13 protein-coding genes are annotated in these 16,183 nt (G+C 73.0%); 6 read left to right on the top strand and 7 right to left on the bottom strand.

The features are described 5' to 3' along the window. Positions 1-27 precede the first annotated feature (27 nt). Positions 28-879 (top strand): metallophosphoesterase family protein, encoded by an 852-nt coding sequence (locus ACF09E_RS02295; RefSeq protein ID WP_392203434.1) that lies wholly within the window; start codon positions 28-30, stop codon positions 877-879. A 248-nt stretch (positions 880-1,127) separates the two neighbouring features. Here ACF09E_RS02295 and ACF09E_RS02290 read toward each other — a convergent pair whose 3' ends face one another. Next, the gene (locus ACF09E_RS02290) at positions 1,128-3,029 is read right to left on the bottom strand and encodes an NAD-binding protein (protein WP_392203433.1); all 1,902 of its coding nucleotides are present in this window, start codon (positions 3,027-3,029) and stop codon (positions 1,128-1,130) included. A gap of 247 nt (positions 3,030-3,276) precedes the next feature. Between ACF09E_RS02290 and ACF09E_RS02285 the strand changes: the two genes are divergently transcribed. Next, positions 3,277-5,115 carry an APC family permease gene (locus ACF09E_RS02285; RefSeq protein WP_392203432.1) on the top strand — a complete coding sequence of 613 codons (1,839 nt, stop codon included), beginning with the start codon at positions 3,277-3,279 and terminating at the stop codon, positions 5,113-5,115. A 187-nt stretch (positions 5,116-5,302) separates the two neighbouring features. Here the strand turns inward: ACF09E_RS02285 and ACF09E_RS02280 are convergent, their stop codons facing one another. After that, the gene (locus ACF09E_RS02280) at positions 5,303-5,641 is read right to left on the bottom strand and encodes a hypothetical protein (RefSeq protein WP_392203431.1); all 339 of its coding nucleotides are present in this window, start codon (positions 5,639-5,641) and stop codon (positions 5,303-5,305) included. A 483-nt stretch (positions 5,642-6,124) separates the two neighbouring features. On the opposite strand from ACF09E_RS02280, the gene ACF09E_RS02275 reads away from it, so the two are divergent. Beyond that, entirely contained in the window at positions 6,125-7,033 is a 909-nt protein-coding gene (locus ACF09E_RS02275) for a YihY/virulence factor BrkB family protein (RefSeq protein ID WP_392203430.1), read from the top strand. Between the two features lie 49 nt (positions 7,034-7,082). On the opposite strand, the gene ACF09E_RS02270 is transcribed toward ACF09E_RS02275, so the two are convergent. From ACF09E_RS02270 to ACF09E_RS02260, 3 genes are all read right to left on the bottom strand, one after another. Further along, the gene (locus tag ACF09E_RS02270) at positions 7,083-7,997 is read right to left on the bottom strand and encodes an SDR family oxidoreductase (RefSeq protein ID WP_392203429.1); all 915 of its coding nucleotides are present in this window, start codon (positions 7,995-7,997) and stop codon (positions 7,083-7,085) included. Positions 7,998-8,061: 64 nt separating this feature from the next. After that, positions 8,062-8,568, bottom strand: coding sequence for a DUF4383 domain-containing protein (locus ACF09E_RS02265; RefSeq protein ID WP_392203428.1), 507 nt, complete (start codon positions 8,566-8,568; stop codon positions 8,062-8,064). A gap of 86 nt (positions 8,569-8,654) precedes the next feature. Further along, complete coding sequence (locus tag ACF09E_RS02260; protein ID WP_392203427.1) at positions 8,655-8,876, bottom strand: hypothetical protein; 222 nt, start codon at positions 8,874-8,876, stop codon at positions 8,655-8,657. A gap of 225 nt (positions 8,877-9,101) precedes the next feature. Between ACF09E_RS02260 and ACF09E_RS02255 the strand changes: the two genes are divergently transcribed. Further along, positions 9,102-11,222 carry an MMPL family transporter gene (locus tag ACF09E_RS02255; RefSeq protein WP_392203426.1) on the top strand — a complete coding sequence of 707 codons (2,121 nt, stop codon included), beginning with the start codon at positions 9,102-9,104 and terminating at the stop codon, positions 11,220-11,222. Positions 11,223-11,284: 62 nt separating this feature from the next. Here the strand turns inward: ACF09E_RS02255 and ACF09E_RS02250 are convergent, their stop codons facing one another. Next, positions 11,285-11,668 (bottom strand): DUF6479 family protein, encoded by a 384-nt coding sequence (locus ACF09E_RS02250; RefSeq protein WP_361850988.1) that lies wholly within the window; start codon positions 11,666-11,668, stop codon positions 11,285-11,287. Between the two features lie 304 nt (positions 11,669-11,972). On the opposite strand from ACF09E_RS02250, the gene ACF09E_RS02245 reads away from it, so the two are divergent. Then, positions 11,973-12,566 carry an RNA polymerase sigma factor gene (locus tag ACF09E_RS02245; protein ID WP_392203425.1) on the top strand — a complete coding sequence of 198 codons (594 nt, stop codon included), beginning with the start codon at positions 11,973-11,975 and terminating at the stop codon, positions 12,564-12,566. Here the strand turns inward: ACF09E_RS02245 and ACF09E_RS02240 are convergent. Then, positions 12,523-13,929, bottom strand: a complete 1,407-nt coding sequence (locus tag ACF09E_RS02240; protein WP_392203424.1) for a glycosyltransferase — start codon at positions 13,927-13,929, stop codon at positions 12,523-12,525. The two genes, ACF09E_RS02245 and ACF09E_RS02240, sit on opposite strands and share 44 nt — an antisense overlap. Before the next feature lie 193 nt (positions 13,930-14,122). Between ACF09E_RS02240 and ACF09E_RS02235 the strand changes: the two genes are divergently transcribed. Continuing rightward, the gene (locus ACF09E_RS02235) at positions 14,123-16,165 is read left to right on the top strand and encodes a glycosyltransferase (protein WP_392203423.1); all 2,043 of its coding nucleotides are present in this window, start codon (positions 14,123-14,125) and stop codon (positions 16,163-16,165) included. Positions 16,166-16,183 lie beyond the last annotated feature (18 nt).

The following is a 16,183-nucleotide window of genomic DNA, read 5'->3' as shown; positions in this document are numbered from 1 at the left end:
TCCTGAGCGAAAGGGGAGGTGAACGGTGTGAAAGCGAAGCCCAAAGGTAGCAAGCAGCTCCTGGCCATCAGTGACCTTCACATCGGCTACAAGGAGAACCGCGCTCTCGTCGAGAGGATGCATCCCGGCTCTGACGAAGACTGGCTGCTGGTGGCCGGTGACGTCGCCGAGACCACGGCCGACGTCCACTGGGCCCTCGAGACGCTGGCGAGCCGATTCCACCGGGTCGTCTGGACTCCGGGAAACCACGAACTGTGGGCCCACCCGCGGGATCCCGTCACGCTGTGCGGCGCCGCCCGCTACGAGCACCTGGTGGACCTGTGCCGTGAGCTGGGTGTGACGACCCCCGAAGACCCCTATCCCGTCTGGGACGGGCCCGGCGGCCCGGTGGCCGTGGCACCGCTGTTCCTGCTCTACGACTACAGCTTCCTGCCCGCCGGCTGCACCGGCAAGGACGAGGGACTGGCCTACGCGAGGGGCACGGGCGTCGTCTGCAACGACGAGTACCTCCTGCATCCCGACCCCTACCCGAGTCGCGAGGCCTGGTGCCGAGCCCGGGTCGCCGAGACCGAGCGCAGACTCGCCGAACTTCCCGACGACCTGCCCACCGTCCTCGTCAACCACTACCCGCTGGATCGTCATCCCACGGATGTCCTGCGGTACCCGGAGTTCGCGATGTGGTGCGGCACGCGACTGACCGCCGACTGGCACCGCAGATTCCGTGCGGTCGCCATGGTCTACGGCCATCTCCACATCCCGCGGACCACCTACCACGAGGGCGTCCGCTTCGAGGAGGTGTCGGTCGGGTATCCACGCGAGTGGCGCACGCGCCAGGAGCCACCAGGCGCGCTCCGCCGGATACTGCCGCTAGAGTCATGACGGGCTGACGGTTCCGCAGGCGGTTCGGGTGCCGCCCGGACGCATGCGTCCGGGCGGCAACGGCTCCCTTGCGGACGGGGAGGGGATTCAGCCCGCGCAGTCCAGTGACTTCCGGACGGCGGGAAGGCAGCTCCCGCTTCCGTACCTGCACGGCGTCGGTGTCCGGCGGGACAAGATCAGCCGTCTTGGCGTGGTTCTGACGTGCAAGGCCGGGTCGGTGTCGCGGGGAGGGCCGACCCCGCCCGGTGTCAGCCCTCCGGGATACCCGGCAGGTGTGCCGAGTCCGGCGTGGGTGTGCCGAGCAGCTCGGCGAGTCCCCGGCGTGTGGTGGCGACGACGACCCGGTCCTCGGCCCGGAGGACATGGCCCGGGTGGAGATCCCACAGGAGTGAGGGATGCCCCTCGTCCTGACCGGAGTTGGCGAGGTCGGGCGACCGGGACCCGGGCCTGGCGGTGTCGAGGGCGATGACGCGCCAGGCGCCGGGTCGGAAGGCCTCGGAGACGGTACGGCCTTCCAGCTGGGGGTGACCGGCGACCAGCAGTGCGGCGAAGAGCAGCACCTTGCGCTCCACGAAGATGGCCCCGAGGATCTGGCGGCCCATCACGGCTCCGGCGAAGGCGGGCGCGGCCAGGTGGGAGACGCTGCGGCTACGGGTGACGGCTTCGGGGTGCGCCGACCGCAGTGCGCGGTACACCGCGGTGGCGAAGTCGTCGTCGTACAACCGGAGTGCGACCCGCAGGTCGTTCTTGATCGTACGGGCGGCCAGCGTGGCCTCCAGGTTGGTGGTGTCGGAGCTGGTGAGGGCGAGCAGGGCGTCCGCCCGATGGACGCGTGCGGTGCCGAGTACCCCGTCCTCGGTGACGTCGCCGAGGACCACCGGGACCCCCAGGTCCCGGGCGAGCGGGATGCCACGAGCCTCCGGGTCCTGTTCGACACAGACGACGGGTATCCCGAGTTCGTGCAGGCGGCCCAGGACTCGGGCACCGATCTTGCCCAGCCCCAACAGGACGATGTGTCCCTGAAGACCCCGGGGAGGACGGCGCAGCGCACCGGTCGTGCGGAAGGTGCCGAGGGCCTCCAGCCCGCCGGCGACGAGGAGGGGGAGCAGGGCCAGGCCGACCAGGCCGGACAGCAGCTGGAGCACCTGCCGTGTGGTGGTCTCCTCCAACGCGGGATCGTTGATGGAGAACAGGTCGAGCAGGGTCAGGTAGGCGGCGTGCACGGGGTCGGCGTCCGTGAGCGCCGTGGTCGTGACCGTGAGTGCGAGAACCGCGGCGACGATCCCCGCGAGCGACCACCTCAGCCGGACGGAGAACATCTCGCCGAGGGGAGCGCCCCGCCGGGAGAGCCGGCGGGCGGGAAGAGCGGGCCCCTCGCGCCGCACCGCCTCCAGAACCACCGTGCCGCGCCCGGTGCTGCTCTCCACGGCCACGTCGGCGGGAAGGAGTTCAGGCCCAGGGGTGCCGCTCGCGTCGGAGCCGTCGGAGCCCGCCGGATCGGCGGTGGTCGACGTGAGCAGGGCCAGGGTGCAGAGGCCGGGGGCGGGAACCTCACCCCGGCCGGGTGCGGGACGCTCGGCGGCGCGCAGGAGCAGTCCGTCGGCCTGGACGACCTTGTTCGTGTCGGCCACGGCGGTGGCCACCAGCGAGGGAGCGGCGGTGTCCGCGTCCGAGAGTACGGTGGTGGACGCCTCCAGCACGCTCCGGTCCATGCCGGGCATGGCCACCAGGGCCGCCTGGTCGAGGAGTTCCTCCAGGTGCTGGCCCAGCTTGCGGTTGTACATGCGGACCACCAGGCGCAGGCCCGGGCTCAGGCGCCGGGCGGCGAGAGCGGCGCGCAGATTGGTCTCGTCGTCCTCGTAGAGGAGGGCCAGCGCGGTCGCGCGGTGCGCCCCGGCGCGCAACAGCGCCTCCTTGGTGGGCGCGTCAGCCGCCACGAAGCGCACGGGCGGTACGGCGAAGCCGGACGCGGGGCCCGTGAGCTCCCCGTCAGGCCGTTCGTCCTGCACGCTCTCCGGGTGGACGAGGACGACGCGCTGCCGGTAGACCCCGCGTAGTTCGGCGGACAGCCGGTGAGCGAGTGCGTCGTCGCCGCAGACGACCATGTGACCACCGGTTTCCGACTCCTCCTGGTGCGGCAACGCCACCATGTTCCCCCCTGACGTCGTGAGACGGTCCCCCCGATCATCCCGTACCTGGGTCGGAGGTCCCTTCGCCTCATGATCGCGTACGCGCGATCGCGTGCCCCCTGTCGGGACAGGACCTGGTGTCCGGCAGCTCTGCGTCAAGGACGCGTGAAGAGCGCGATACCCGGCGCAAAGAACGCGCCAGGACGTGCGGGAACGACTTCGGCCGGGGGACACCCTGAGCGGACCTGAGTGCGAAGGAGAAACCCGCATGTCCGCTCTGACCACCGAGAACGGGGCCACGCCCGTGGCCGAGGAGCCCCCGGATACCGGTGGGCGCCACAAGCTGACCGCTGTCACGGGGCTCGCCGCCCTCTCCCTGGACGCGATGGCCTCGGTGGCGTACGGGCCCGAGGCGATCGTCCTGGTCCTCGCGGCGGCCGGCGGGTACGGGCTCGGTTTCACGCTGCCGGTGACGCTGGCCATCGCGGGCCTGCTGGCGGTCCTGGTGGCCTCGTACCGGCAGGTCATCGCCGCGTTCCCGGACGGCGGCGGTTCGTACGCGGTCGCCAGGGCCCATCTGGGCCGACGCACCAGCCTCGTGGCCGCCGGTTCGCTGGTCCTGGACTACGTCCTGAACGTGGCCGTGGCCGTGACGGCCGGCGTCGCCGCTCTGACCTCCGCCTTCCCCGGCCTGTACGGCGACCGGCTGTGGATCTGCCTGGCCGTCCTCGTCCTGATCACGGGCGTGAACCTGCGCGGGATCGTCGACTCGGCCCGTGCGTTCATCGCCCCGACCGCCGTCTTCATCGGCGCGATCCTGGTGCTGATCGTCGTCGGCCTGTTCCGCGACGCCCCCGTCTCCACGGCCGCGTCCGAGGGCCACGCCTCCGTCCTCGCCGACGACGCCACCACCGTCGGCGCCCTGCTCCTGCTGAAGGCCTTCGCCTCGGGCTGCTCGGCCCTCACCGGCGTCGAGGCGATAGCGAACGCCGTGCCGTCGTTCCGCGCCCCGGCGGCCCGCCGGGCCATGCGCGCGGAGGTCGCGCTCGGCGCGCTCCTCGGCGTCATGCTGATCGGCCTGTCCGTCCTGATCTCCCGCTTCGGACTCCAGCCGGTCGAGGGCGTCACCGTCCTCGCCCAGCTCGCCGACGCCTCCCTCGGCCACAACTGGGCCTTCTACGTGATCCAGTTCGCCACCATGGTGCTCCTGGCACTGTCCGCGAACACCTCCTTCGGCGGCCTTCCCGTCCTGCTGAAGCTGCTCGCCCGCGACAACTACCTGCCGCATGTCTTCGGACTCAAGGCCGACCGCCAGGTCCACCGCCACGGTGTCGTCTGGCTCGCCGTCGTCTCCGCCGCCCTGCTCGTCTTCTCCGGCGGCGACACCAACACGCTCGTGCCGCTCTTCGCGATCGGCGTCTTCGTCGGCTTCACCATCGCCCAGACCGGCATGGTCCTGCACTGGCGCCGCGAGCGTGGTCCCCGGTGGGCCGCGAAGGCCGTGCTCAACGGTCTCGGGGCCGTGCTCACGGGGGTGTCCGCGGTGGTCGTCACGGCCACCAAGTTCCACGACGGGGCCTGGCTGATCGTCATCGCGCTGCCCCTTCTCGTGGCTCTCCTCGAGACGGTCCACCGCGCCTACGGGCGGATCGGCGAGCGGCTCGGCGTCGGCCGGATCCCCGAACCCCCGCACCGCGAGCGCTCCCTCGTCCTGGTCCCCGTCTCGTCCCTCACCCGCCTCACCAGCGAGGCCCTCACCGCTGCCGTCTCCCTCGGCGACGAGGTCCGCGCGGTCACCGTCTGCCACCTCGACCCCGAGGACCAGGCGGCCACCGAGGCCCTCGAACGGGACTGGGCCCTGTGGAACCCCGGCGTCCCCCTCGTCCGGCTCCCCTCCGAGCGCCGCTCGCTCGGCCGGCCCATCACGGCCTACGTCCGCGGCCTGGGAACGACCGAACCCGGCACCCGGGTCACCGTCCTCATTCCGGAGGCGGAACCCGAGCGCCTCTGGCAGCGGGCCCTGCAGAACCAGCGGGGCGCGGTCGTCGCCCACGCGGTCCGCCGCGACACGGAAGCGGTCGTCTGCCGACTCCGCTTCCGCTGCTGACACCGGCCGCCGCTGTCAGCCTTGTCACGGGCAGATTCAGGACGCCGTCGCAGGCGTCCTGACGGGGGATGCCGCTACCCCCGCGTCCACGACGTGATTCCGGCTGATCGTGGCGGGCCCACGCACTCGTCCGGCAGAAGCGCCCCCTCAACGACCCAGGCCGTGAAGGGGCGCGTGGATGGCACGTTCAGCAGCGTGGCACCGTCTTCTGGTCGGCGACCAGCGAGGCGTGGACGAAGCCGATCCAGTTGTTGGTACCACCGGACTGCACAGTCGAGTAGAACCAGCGGTCCGTCGCGTAGTTGCCCGTGGCCCACTGGCCCGTCTTCCAGCACATCATGTCGACCATCCGCCCATTGGGCGCGGTGCCGATGATGGCGCTGTTGGTCGTGGCCTGTGTGCGCACGTATGCCTGGCCGCTGTTGGACGAGATGTAGCTGCCCGTCCAAGCTGACGCCGGAGTGGTGATGCCGAGGGTGGCTGCGCTGACCGCAGCCACGAACCCGAACTTCAGAGACTTGCGCACTGGCCCTCCAAGGTCCCGTCGATCGTGGATGAGTCAGCTAATCGGACAGTCGGCTTTCTGCGGGATGGCGCGTCACGGGGCGCGCGATGCTTCACGAGCGCGTTGAGGGGCGCATTGCGCCTTCGGAGCCTTGAGAGCGGTCGAGCCGGTCCTGCTCGGGAGTCAGGTGGCGGCGGGGCCGGTGAAGCCCTGGCACCTCTGCCGTGCCTCGAGTGGAGCTTGGCCGGCTCAGGGGCCTCGGGGCAGCGATCCTCTCCAGGGCCGGAGGCGCCGAGGGGTGGGGACGGGCCGAGCAGGCTGCCGCTACGATCGACGGGGTCGGTAGCGGCTGATCTCCACATCCTCGACCTGCGCTCCGGATGTCGAGGGGCCCGACAGCTGCCGAGCGCTCACGGTCCTCAATGCCGGAGCGCAGCCCGCGACCGCCCCCTCACGAGATCGACACCCGTGCACGCATGATCCACCCCACACATCGGATTCCGCATGTCCGCTGACACGAGACCATCGCCTCCTGGAACCGCGGACACCGTCTGCAGCCGTTCACGGACCTGGTGGTCGGCCTTGCGTCGCACTCCCGCCACGCTGTGGAAGGACGACATCACCGACTACGCGGCCGCCCTCACCTACTACGCCATCCTGGCGATCCTTCCCTCACTGCTGGTCACCGTCCTGGCCTTCGGCATGTTCAGCCCCGACACGGCCGAACAGTTCATCGGGGGCGTCACCCAGTACGCACCCGGCGAATCCGGCACCGAGCTGCACGGCCTCCTCGTCGGCGCTCTCGACCGGCACGCGGCTGCCTGGCCCCTCCTGGCCGCGGGCACCGCCAGCGCGCTGTGGTCCGCCTCCAGCTACGTGGCCGTCTTCCGGCGCGCTCTGCACCACATGCTGCGCGTGCCCGATCAGCGCTCCACCTGGCGCAAGGCCCACCGCATCCTGGTCACCTCCTTCGCCATGCTGCTGCTCCTCGCCGTCAGCGCCCTCATCCTGATCCTGACCGGTCCCGTCGTGACCTCCATCGGCCGCCTGCTGCACCTCGACAGCGCCGTTCCCCTCGTGTGGAGCCTCCTGCGGTGGCCACTCCTGCTCGTCCTGGTCGCGATCCTGGTGGTCATCCTCTTCCGCACGGGGCCCGCTCCGACCAAGGACCGCCGCCTCAGCCTGCCCGGCGGCGCCCTCGCGGCCGCGCTGTGGCTGACCGTGTCCGCCGGCTTCGCCGTGTACACGTCCCTGCTGGGCACCTACAGCCGCCTGTACGGGTCCCTCGCCGGAATCGTCGTCTTCCTCATCTGGCTCTGGCTGTCCAACCTCGCCCTGCTCACGGGTGCGCAGCTCTCCGCGGAACTCCACAAGGGGCCCGGCGGACGCGAGCAGGACGCCTCTTCGGGCTGAGGCCGTGTTCGGCGGGTGGCCGGCACGCCCGGCCCCGGGTCGCCCTCCCTCAGCGTTCCCGTCCGTTCCCGCTGTCCTCCGCGGTGCGCCGGCCCAGGGACGCCTCCTCGATGCGACCGCCGCGGCCCAGGAGGCCGGTCTGTTCGAAGGGGTGGGCCGCCATCAGGCGGGGCAGTTCCCGGCGTGACATCAGGTCGACCGCCAGCGGGAAGAACGGCCGTCCCAGCTGGGCGAGCCGCAGCCACGGCGGGGCGTAGACGGCGGCGGCGCGCCGGTCGATGCCCCGGGCGATCCAGGTGGAGACCTGCGCCACCGGGTAGACGCGGCGGGCGGGCGCGGGCATGTGGCCGCGCAGTTCCCGGAGGACCGTGTGCCGGTCGACGTCGCGGACCATGTCCGTGTCGGTCCAGTGGAGGTACGCGACGCCGACGCCGACGCCCAGGTGCGCGACCTCCGCGCGCAGCGACCGTGCGAAGGCCTCCGCGCCGGCCTTGGACGCGCAGTAGGCGCTCATCATCGGGGCCGACCCGAAGGCCGCGGTCGAGGCCACCTGGAGGAAGTAGCCACGGGTCGCGCGCAGGCCGGGCAGGTAGGAGCGGGCGGTGATGGCGCTGCCCACGAGGTTCACGTCGACGACGCGGCGCCACGTCTGCGGGTCGGAGGTCTCGAAGGGGCCTCCTTCGGCGACGCCGGCGTTGGCGACGACGACCGACGGAGCGCCCAGGTGCCGCTGCACGTTCTCGGCGGCGAATCCCATCGCGACGTCGTCGGTGACGTCGACCTCGACCACATGGGCCGGCGTACGGAGCGTCTCGGCCACCGATTCGAGTGTCGAGGCCTCCCTGCCGAGGAGCGCGACGCGCATGCCCCGGTCGGAGAGCTGCCGCGCCAGGTCGGCGCCCAGGCCACGGGCCGCGCCCGTGACCACCGCGGCGCGTCCGTCCAGTTTCCAGGAGCCCGTCATGACCATCTCCCTTGCAGACGGGGGCCGTACCGCGCCGGCGGCGCGTCGGCCCCGGTCGTCGGTCTCATCGGCTGCGACCGGTGTGCCGGACGCCCGTCTCCCGGGCGGCCTCCTGCGCATGGCGCTCGCGCCAGTAGGGGTTGTCGTGGGACAACTTGCTCGACACGCGTCCGTACATCCCGAACGTCATGACGAGCAGGCCCATGACGAAGCTGAAGACCACGTTCGTCATGCCGAAGTCGAGGAAGTTCGCCGGCTTGTCGAGGACGAACAGGTGGTAGAAGCCGCTGAGCAGGAACAGCCCGCCCACCAGCATGTTCAGGGAGGAGGCGAAGTTGCCCCCCACGACCGCCCCGGCCAGCAGGGCGAGGCCCACCACGACCGAGATCACGCTGAGCGCGGTGTTGCTCGTCATGCCCGCGATGCGGTCCCCGGAGGTGTCGAAGGAGCTGAGGGCGTTCGCGAAGCCGAGGCCGCCGAAGGTGAGCAGGATGCAACCGCACAGGGCCGCGCCGGCCCGGTACACCGTGGCCAGGTGGTGGTCCACGGGGAGTTCGTCCTGGAGTTTCACGGCCTTCCTCCCGGAGTAGGCACGCCGGCTCGGGGTGAGCCTCACCCGTTCTTCGGCCGGTGGCCCGTTCCGGATGCACGAAGGGGTCAGGACGCCCCGTTCGGCGTCTCGTGCCGGGCGGCGAGTTCGGCGTCGAGCGTCCGCAGGAAGGAGGCGATCGTCGTCAGCTGCGCGTCGTCGAAGCGGCCGCGCGCCGTCTCGGCGGCCCGCGCCAGGGGGCCGGAGTACCGGCGGGCGAGTGCGCGGGCCTCGGGAGGGTAGACGAGGTGGACGACTCGGCGGTCGGCGCTGTCGCGGACGCGCCTCACGTGTCCGGAGCGCTCAGCCGGTCGAGGCGGACCGTCACCGCTCCGCAGCAGGACGGCGTAGGCGAAAAGGTCGTCGGCCTGCCCGCGCGGATCCGGAGGGGCCGGATCTGGAGACGATGGCTGCATACCTCAAGCATAGTGTTACTCAATGATTGAGATAGTTTATGGTCGAGATGGTTTTGCTTCCCTGCACCCCTTTCTCTCACCCGCCCCGTTAGGGAGTCGATGAACAGCGCACGTCGACCGGTCCGATGGCTGGTCCCCCTCGTCCTGGTGGTTGTCTGGCTCGGCCTCGGAGGAGCCTTCGGCTCCTACGCGGGGAAGCTCGGCGAGGTCTCCACCAACGACCAGGCCGCCTTCCTGCCCCAGAACGCCGAGTCCACTCGGGTGATCGAGCAGCAGAAGGCCTTCAACCAGCAGGAGACCCTTCCCGCGATCGTGGTCTGGACGGCCGACGGCGGCGGCGCCGTCTCGCCGGCCCAGCAGAAGGCGGCGACCGCCGCCCTGCAGTCGCTCACGGACACGGAGGGCGTCGAGGGGCCGCCCTCGCCCGCCTTCCGCTCGGAGGACGGGGAGGCGCTCCAGGGCGTCGTGCCGCTCGCACCCGACCTCGGAGAGGAGCTCGGCGACGTCCTGGACGGGATCCGGGCCGCCGCGGACAAGGTGCCCGGCACGCAGGCCCAGCTCGCGGGCCCGGCCGCCACCCAGGGAGACCTCGGCGACGCCTTCGCCGGCATCGACGGAATCCTCCTCGGGGTGGCGCTGGCGGCGGTGCTGCTGATCCTGCTGCTCGTGTACCGCAGCATCCTGCTCCCCTTCCTCATCATCATCAGCTCCGTCTTCGCCCTCGGCGTCGCCAGCGCGATCGTCTACGTCCTGGCCGACCACGACGTGGTCCGGGTGGACGGCCAGGTGCAGGGCATCCTGTCCATCCTCGTGATCGGCGCGGCCACCGACTACGCGCTCCTGCTCACGGCCCGCTTCCGCGAGGAGCTCGCCGCCACCGGCGACCGCGCGGCGGCCGCCTGGGCCGCGACCCGCGGCTCGTTCGGGGCCATCACCGCCAGCGCCGCAACGGTCGCGCTCGGCCTGCTCGCCCTTCTCCTGAGCGACCTGACCAACAACAGGGCCCTCGGACCGGTCGGCGCGATCGGCGTGGTCTGCGCCCTCTTCACGACCCTCACGTTCCTTCCCGCGGTGCTCGCCCTGATGGGCAAGGCCGCGTTCTGGCCGGCCAAGCCGAGGTCGGCCGACGCGGAGACCGGCGGCCACGGCATCTGGCGGCGCGTCGCGCACCGGGTGGACGCCCGACCGCGGCAGTTGTGGATCGTGACCACCGCGATCCTCCTCGTCGCCGCGGCGTTCTTCCCGGCCCTCCAGTCCAAGGGCGTTCCGCTCGACGAGCTGTTCGTCAACGACGCCCCGTCCGTGGCCGCGCAGCAGACCCTGGGCAAGCACTTCCCCGGCGGCTCCGGCCAGCCGGCGGTCGTCATCGCCGACGCCGACCGGCGGGACGCGGTGCGCGAGGCCGCCTCCGACACCCCGGGAGTGGCCCGCGCCGAGGTCGTCACCCGCACCCCCGGCGGAGAGCCGCTCGTCGTCGACGGCAAGGTCCGCATCGACGCGACCCTCACCGACTCCCCGGACAGCGACGCCGCGAAGGCGGCCGTCCAGGACCTCCGCGACGCTGTCCACGCCGTTGACCCGGACACCCTGGTGGGCGGCTACACGGCTCAGCAGTACGACACCCAGCGCACCGCCGAGCACGACAAGAACCTCATCATCCCGGTCGTCCTCGCGATCATCCTCGTGATCCTGATCGTGCTGCTCCGCTCGCTGCTCCTGCCCGTCCTGCTGGTCGCCACCGTGGGCCTCAACTACCTCGCGACCCTCGGCATCGCCGGGATCGTCTTCGAGCACGGGTTCGGCTTCTCGGGCACGGACGCCTCCGTCCCCCTGTACGGATTCGTCTTCCTCGTCGCCCTCGGCGTCGACTACAACATCTTCCTCATGTCCCGCGTCCGCGAGGAGACGCTGAGACTGGGCACCCGGCAGGGCATGCTCCGCGGGCTGATCGCCACCGGCGGAGTCATCACGTCGGCGGGGGTCGTGCTGGCCGCCACGTTCGCCGCGCTCATCGTCATCCCGCTGGCGTTCCTCGCCCAGATCGCCTTCATCGTCGCCTTCGGCGTGCTGCTCGACACCATCGTGGTCCGCTCGCTCCTGGTGCCCGCCCTGGTGCGCGACATCGGGCCCGCCGTCTGGTGGCCGAGCCGGCTGGCGCGCGAGACCGACGACGAGCGGCCGGAGCCCGTCGCGGTCGGAGGCGGACAGAAGGAGGACTGACCCCGACCGGCCGTCGCGTGCGGACCAGCCGCCGCACGTGACGGCCGGTCCGTCCGTACTCCTCAGTCGCCGTGCCCCGTGCCGCCGCTGCCGAAGCCGCCGCTGGAGATGCCGCGCCACTTGCGCTTCTCCTCGCTCGGCGGCTCGGTGTCGGCCTCACCGGAGTTCTTCAGGTTGTACGGCATGAGGCGGTGCTCGCCGTCGGTCTGCGGCATCTCCGCGGGCTTGCGGTACTCCGTCGCCTCGCCCGGCAGCGCACCCGTGTCGGGGCGGTGGGGATGGGACGCGGGGTCGGGGGGCGGCAGCTCCTTGTTCTTCACCCTGATGCCGAAGACGAAGGCGCCGATGAGGACGGCGACCACGATGAGGCCGCCGAGCACCTGGGCGAGACCGGACTGCCAGACACCGGCCGCCAGCACCGAGGTGTCGAGGATGTGCGCGTGCATGAGGCTGTCCCCTTCGTCGAGACCGTTCCGGACACCGTGCGGAGGTCCGGCGGACGGCGCCGCGCTCGGCGCCGACATCCCTCCTTCCGCCCGCGGACCTGCGACGGATGCGCGCCCCGCCCCGTACCGCCCCCGGAAGCCGGCGCACCCCACCAACGGCCCAGCCCGTATGGCGCCCGCCGGGAGGACCGTGGTCCGCTGAACCGGCGGGCACCCCTGGGCCGCGGCCTCGTCCCGAGGGACCCACTACGGCCGGCGGCATCGCGCACCCGCTCCCTTTCCCCGGTGCATCCGGAGACGGCCCGTGTCCGAACGTCCGCCCGCTCCCGAGTGCGGGTACTGCCGAGAACACACCCGGGAGGAACCGCACGGCGACACCGTGCGGGAGGCCTTCGACGCCCTCTACGCGCACTGGTACCCGCAGGTGCTGCGGTGGGCCAGACGCCGCTGCCCCGACGCGCACGAGGCCGAGGACGTCGTCCAGCAGGTCTTCACGGACGCCTGGCTGCACTCGGCCCGCTACTGCCCCCGCCGCGGCGAACTGGGCCCCTGGCTCTACGGCATCACCGCCCACAAGGCGACCGACGCGACGGCCGCCTCCGTTCGCCGGTACGAGGTGTTCCGCCGGCTCGCCCGGAGCCGCCCCGCCGAGCCCGTGGACGACTGCGCGCGGGCGGTCGAACGGCTCGGCATCACCGGTGCCGCGGCGGCCCTGCCTCCCGGGCGCCGCGAGATCCTCTTCCTCGCCCACTACCTGGATCTCACCCAGCCGGAGATCGCCCGCAGGCTCGGCCTGCCCCTGGGGACGGTGAAGAGCCACACCCGCCGCGCGCTGAAGGCCCTCGCCCAGCTCGTCACGGAACGGGACGGACCGGGGCCGCGGTCGCGGCGGCCGTGACCCCCGCTCCCGCCATGGTCCGCACCAGGCTCCGGGCCATCCAGTCCGGTCCCCGGCGCCGTACGGCCCGCGCCCAGCGCGACAGGCCGGCGGGGGGTTCGGCGAGCAGCCGCCGCAGGGCCGTGCCCACCGCGTGCGGGTCGAGGCGCGACGGGTCGAGGGCGAGCGCGAGCCCGGCCCGCTCGGCGTCGTGCGCGATCGAGAACTGGTCGCTGGAGAAGGGCAGGACGAGCGCCGGGGTCGCGGCCGCGAGGCACTCGGTGAAGGAGTTGTTCCCGCCGTGGTGCACCATCGCGTCGACCTGGGTCAGCAGCCACCGCTGCGGTACGACGTCCGCGACGTGCACGTCCGGCCCCGCCGGCTCCGCGAGGTCCGTGGCGCCGTCGCCCGCCGCGACCACCACCGCGCACCCGGGGACCCGGGCGCGGACCGCCCGGACGAGCAGCTCCAGCACGTCGGCGCGGGCCGAGAGGAAGGTGCCGAGAGCGATCAGCACCAGGTGCCGGTGGGTCGCCCGCAGCCGCCGCACCACATCCTCCCACTCCGGACCGGGGGACGGCTCCCGGACCGGCGAGCAGTGCCCTCCGTAGAGGAAGCGGGTCCCGCTCCGCGGCCGCTCCGGAAGCCACGGGAAGCTCGGGTAGTTGAACAGGACCGCGTGCCGCGAGGCGAGCGCGAAGGCCCGCCCCGGCGGCCGTTCCGGGGCGTGGGTCCGGGCGACCTCCGCGAAGCGCCGGGTGAACGCCACGTCGTTGGCCCGGGCGGCCCGCCGCAGTGCGGCGAGACCGTCCTCGGTCGGGCGGATCGCCGGCGGCCAGGCGTACGGCACCCCGAAGAGCGCCTCCGGCGCGTGGGGCAGATACGTCGGATGGCCCGGGCAGAACGTGGCGAACGGGAGACCGAGGCAGTGCAGGGCCAGGGTCACGGGGTAGCTCAGCTGATCCACCACGTACCAGTCGGGGGCCCAGCGCTCCTGCACCTCCCGGATCCCCTCCAGGACCCGTCCCGGGTCCGCCAGCATGTCCTCGCCGCGGTGGCGCGACTGGGTCAGCAGCGCGGCGACGGCGCCCTGCCGGGTGGACCCGAGGAACTCCTCCAGGCGCTCCGTCTCCCGGGCGCCCTGCCGGGTGCTCCGCGCGACTCCGGTGTTCGCGTTGCGCGTCACGGTCAGCGGTACGAACCCCACCCCCGCGGCCTCGGCGAGGGGGGCGAACGCGGGGGCGGACACGAACAGCACGTCGGCCCCCGTTCCGGCGAGCGAGCGGGCCAGGACCGACAGGGGCTGCGCGTGCGAGAGGAACGGGGGGCTCACCACGGCGACCCGCGGTGCCCGGCCCGCGCCGGCGCCTTGAGAGGGCTTCATGCCGCGTCTTTCGGCCCGCCGGTACGCCGTGGATGCACTCCTGCACCCCTGCACCCCTGCAACCCCTGCGCCCCCGCACCCTCCTTCGCCCCGCCCGCGCCACGGGCGCCCATGCGCCGGTCCCGCTCGTGCATCCGTGCGGCGGGGCAGCGGCGAATCACTCCAGGCCGACCGTCGTCGTCGAGGAGAACCCATGTCACGAGTCCCCTCCGCCCCCGCCGTGACCGGCGGCGCTCCGGCCGGTTCCCCGGCGGGGCCGCCCGACCCCTTCGTGGCGGCCCGGGCCGGCGGGCGGACGGGGGCCGCCCAGGGTGCGCCCGCGTGGCGCGGCCCCGAGCCCCGTCTGCTCGCCGAACTCGTCCGGGCCGAGTACGGCCCCCTCGGTGCCGCCGACGGCCCTCCCACGCTGGCGACCCCCGCCGACCTGGCACTCGCCCGGTTCCGGCACCGCGTGAGGGCGGGCCGGATCCCGTCCCCGGCGGAGTGCGTCCGGATCCTCGGCGGCTGCGACCACGGCGCCGCCGCCGTCTTCGACGTATGGCCGGACGTCGTGCGCCGACACGGTCCGGAGCGGGCCGCGCGGGCCCTGCGCGGCTGCCTCCTCGTGGCGCACGGATCCCGGGGGACCGCGCCAGCACTCGACCTGGCCGCGGCCACGGGCCTGCGCCCGATGCGGCGGTCCGAACTGCTCCCGCTCTGCGCGGCGGGGGACCGGGGCATACGGCACGCCGCCCTGCGGCTGCTCACCGCCGACGGCACGGCCCTCTCGGCGCCGGGTGTGACCGGCGCCCCGGGGGACGCGTACGAACGCCTCTTCCACGAGGCCCTGCGGAACGCGCCGCTGCGCCGCACCGGCTCCGTCGGCCTCCGCCCCGGGATGTTCGTCGCGCAGTCCATGCTGATGGGCGACCTCGACCGGCCCGGCGAGGGCGCGAGCGGAGGGCTCGGCGTTCTGCTGGGCTCCCTCGGCGACGCCCTCGCGCGCACCGACCGGGTGGGCGGCGTCCTCACCGTGGTGACGGCCTGCGTCCCGGAACTGGAGGCGGACCCCGCCCTCCTGCGCCGACGCGACCGCGGCCACTGGGTCCTCAGGATTCCCGTCGACAGTCCCCACCCCCTGCGCGCCGACGAGGCGGGACGCCACCGGGAGGCCATGGCCTGGTGGGCGACGCGGCTCCTCACGTCCATCGGCAGGCCGATCGACGTGCTGCACGTCCGCTACGCCGACGACGGCTCCCTCGCCCTCGCCGAAGCCGCGCGGAGGGCGGGCCTCGGCCTGGTCTTCACCGCCACCCCCGACCCCCACCGCCAGGTGACCGAGCGTCATGACACCGCCGCCCCGGACCCGGTCGCGCTCCGGCAGGACCTCCACCGGGTGTTCGTCGCGGACCGGCTGGTCGAGCGGGCCGACCGGGTCGTCGGCATCGCCGGAGGGGGCCGGGGTACGGCGGAGCTCCTGCGGTACTTCCCCCGGCTGGCCGCGCGGGGCCGCGAAGGGGTGCTCAGCGCCCCGCCGGAGGGCATCGCCCCCTACCGGGCGTCCGCCGCCCGGGCCCGGCGGAGCGGGCTGGTGCTGGGCAGGATCGACGCCCTGGCGGCGGCGCATCCGGCGGACAGACCGGTGGTGCTGCTCAGCGTCGGCCGGCTGCACCCCGTCAAGCAGCAGGACCTCCTGGTCCGCGCCTGGATCGAGTCCGGGTGCCACCGGGAGTCGCTGCTCGTGGTCGTCGGGGGGAGCGCGACGTCCACGGACCCGGTGGAACGCGCCATGCGCGCGCGCATGGACGAGGTCCTGGCCTCCTGCGACGAGGCCCGCGAGCGGCTTCTGCTGCTCCCGGCCCTGCCGAACCCCGACGTGCGCATGCTCGAACGGTCGCTGGCCGCTCCGTCCGGCCGGTTCCGCGCCCGGTACGTGTGCCCGAGCGCCAAGGAGGAGTTCGGGCTCGCGGTCCTGGAGGCGATGGAGGCGGGGCTGCTCGTGGCCGGACCCGTGCGGGGCGGTGTGCCCGCCTACCTCGTCGACGGGCACAACGGCATCCTGATGGACACCGGGAGCGCGGTCTCCCTCGGCGCGGGCCTGCGGCGCCTGGTCCAGGTCGAGGACGACCGGGCCCGGTCGATGGCCGCCCACGCCCAGCGCCTCGTCCGGTCCACCTACTCGTCGACGGCCATGGCCCGGGCCCTGGCGCACCACTACACGGCCGTGACCGAACGCAAGCGGCGCAACGCCCTGTGAGGGACAGCGTCTTCTGAG

The sequence above is a fragment of the Streptomyces sp. NPDC014891 genome (genome assembly GCF_043081085.1).
Classification (GTDB): Bacteria; Actinomycetota; Actinomycetes; order Streptomycetales; family Streptomycetaceae; genus Streptomyces.
The sequence above is the reverse complement of the archived record's forward strand: the minus strand, read 5'-3'. Positions and strand labels throughout refer to the sequence as shown.

What these genes read in the sequence shown, in the direction of transcription:
- ACF09E_RS02290 (WP_392203433.1), bottom strand. Translation starts at nt 3,029, where the DNA reads ATGGTGGCGTTGCCGCACCAGGAGGAGTCGGAAACCGGTGGTCACATG.
- ACF09E_RS02285 (WP_392203432.1), top strand. Translation starts at nt 3,277, where the DNA reads ATGTCCGCTCTGACCACCGAGAACGGGGCCACGCCCGTGGCCGAGGAG.
- ACF09E_RS02275 (WP_392203430.1), top strand. Translation starts at nt 6,125, where the DNA reads ATGTCCGCTGACACGAGACCATCGCCTCCTGGAACCGCGGACACCGTC.
- ACF09E_RS02270 (WP_392203429.1), bottom strand. Translation starts at nt 7,997, where the DNA reads ATGACGGGCTCCTGGAAACTGGACGGACGCGCCGCGGTGGTCACGGGC.
- ACF09E_RS02255 (WP_392203426.1), top strand. Translation starts at nt 9,102, where the DNA reads ATGAACAGCGCACGTCGACCGGTCCGATGGCTGGTCCCCCTCGTCCTG.
- ACF09E_RS02250 (WP_361850988.1), bottom strand. Translation starts at nt 11,668, where the DNA reads ATGCACGCGCACATCCTCGACACCTCGGTGCTGGCGGCCGGTGTCTGG.
- ACF09E_RS02240 (WP_392203424.1), bottom strand. Translation starts at nt 13,929, where the DNA reads ATGAAGCCCTCTCAAGGCGCCGGCGCGGGCCGGGCACCGCGGGTCGCC.
- ACF09E_RS02235 (WP_392203423.1), top strand. Translation starts at nt 14,123, where the DNA reads ATGTCACGAGTCCCCTCCGCCCCCGCCGTGACCGGCGGCGCTCCGGCC.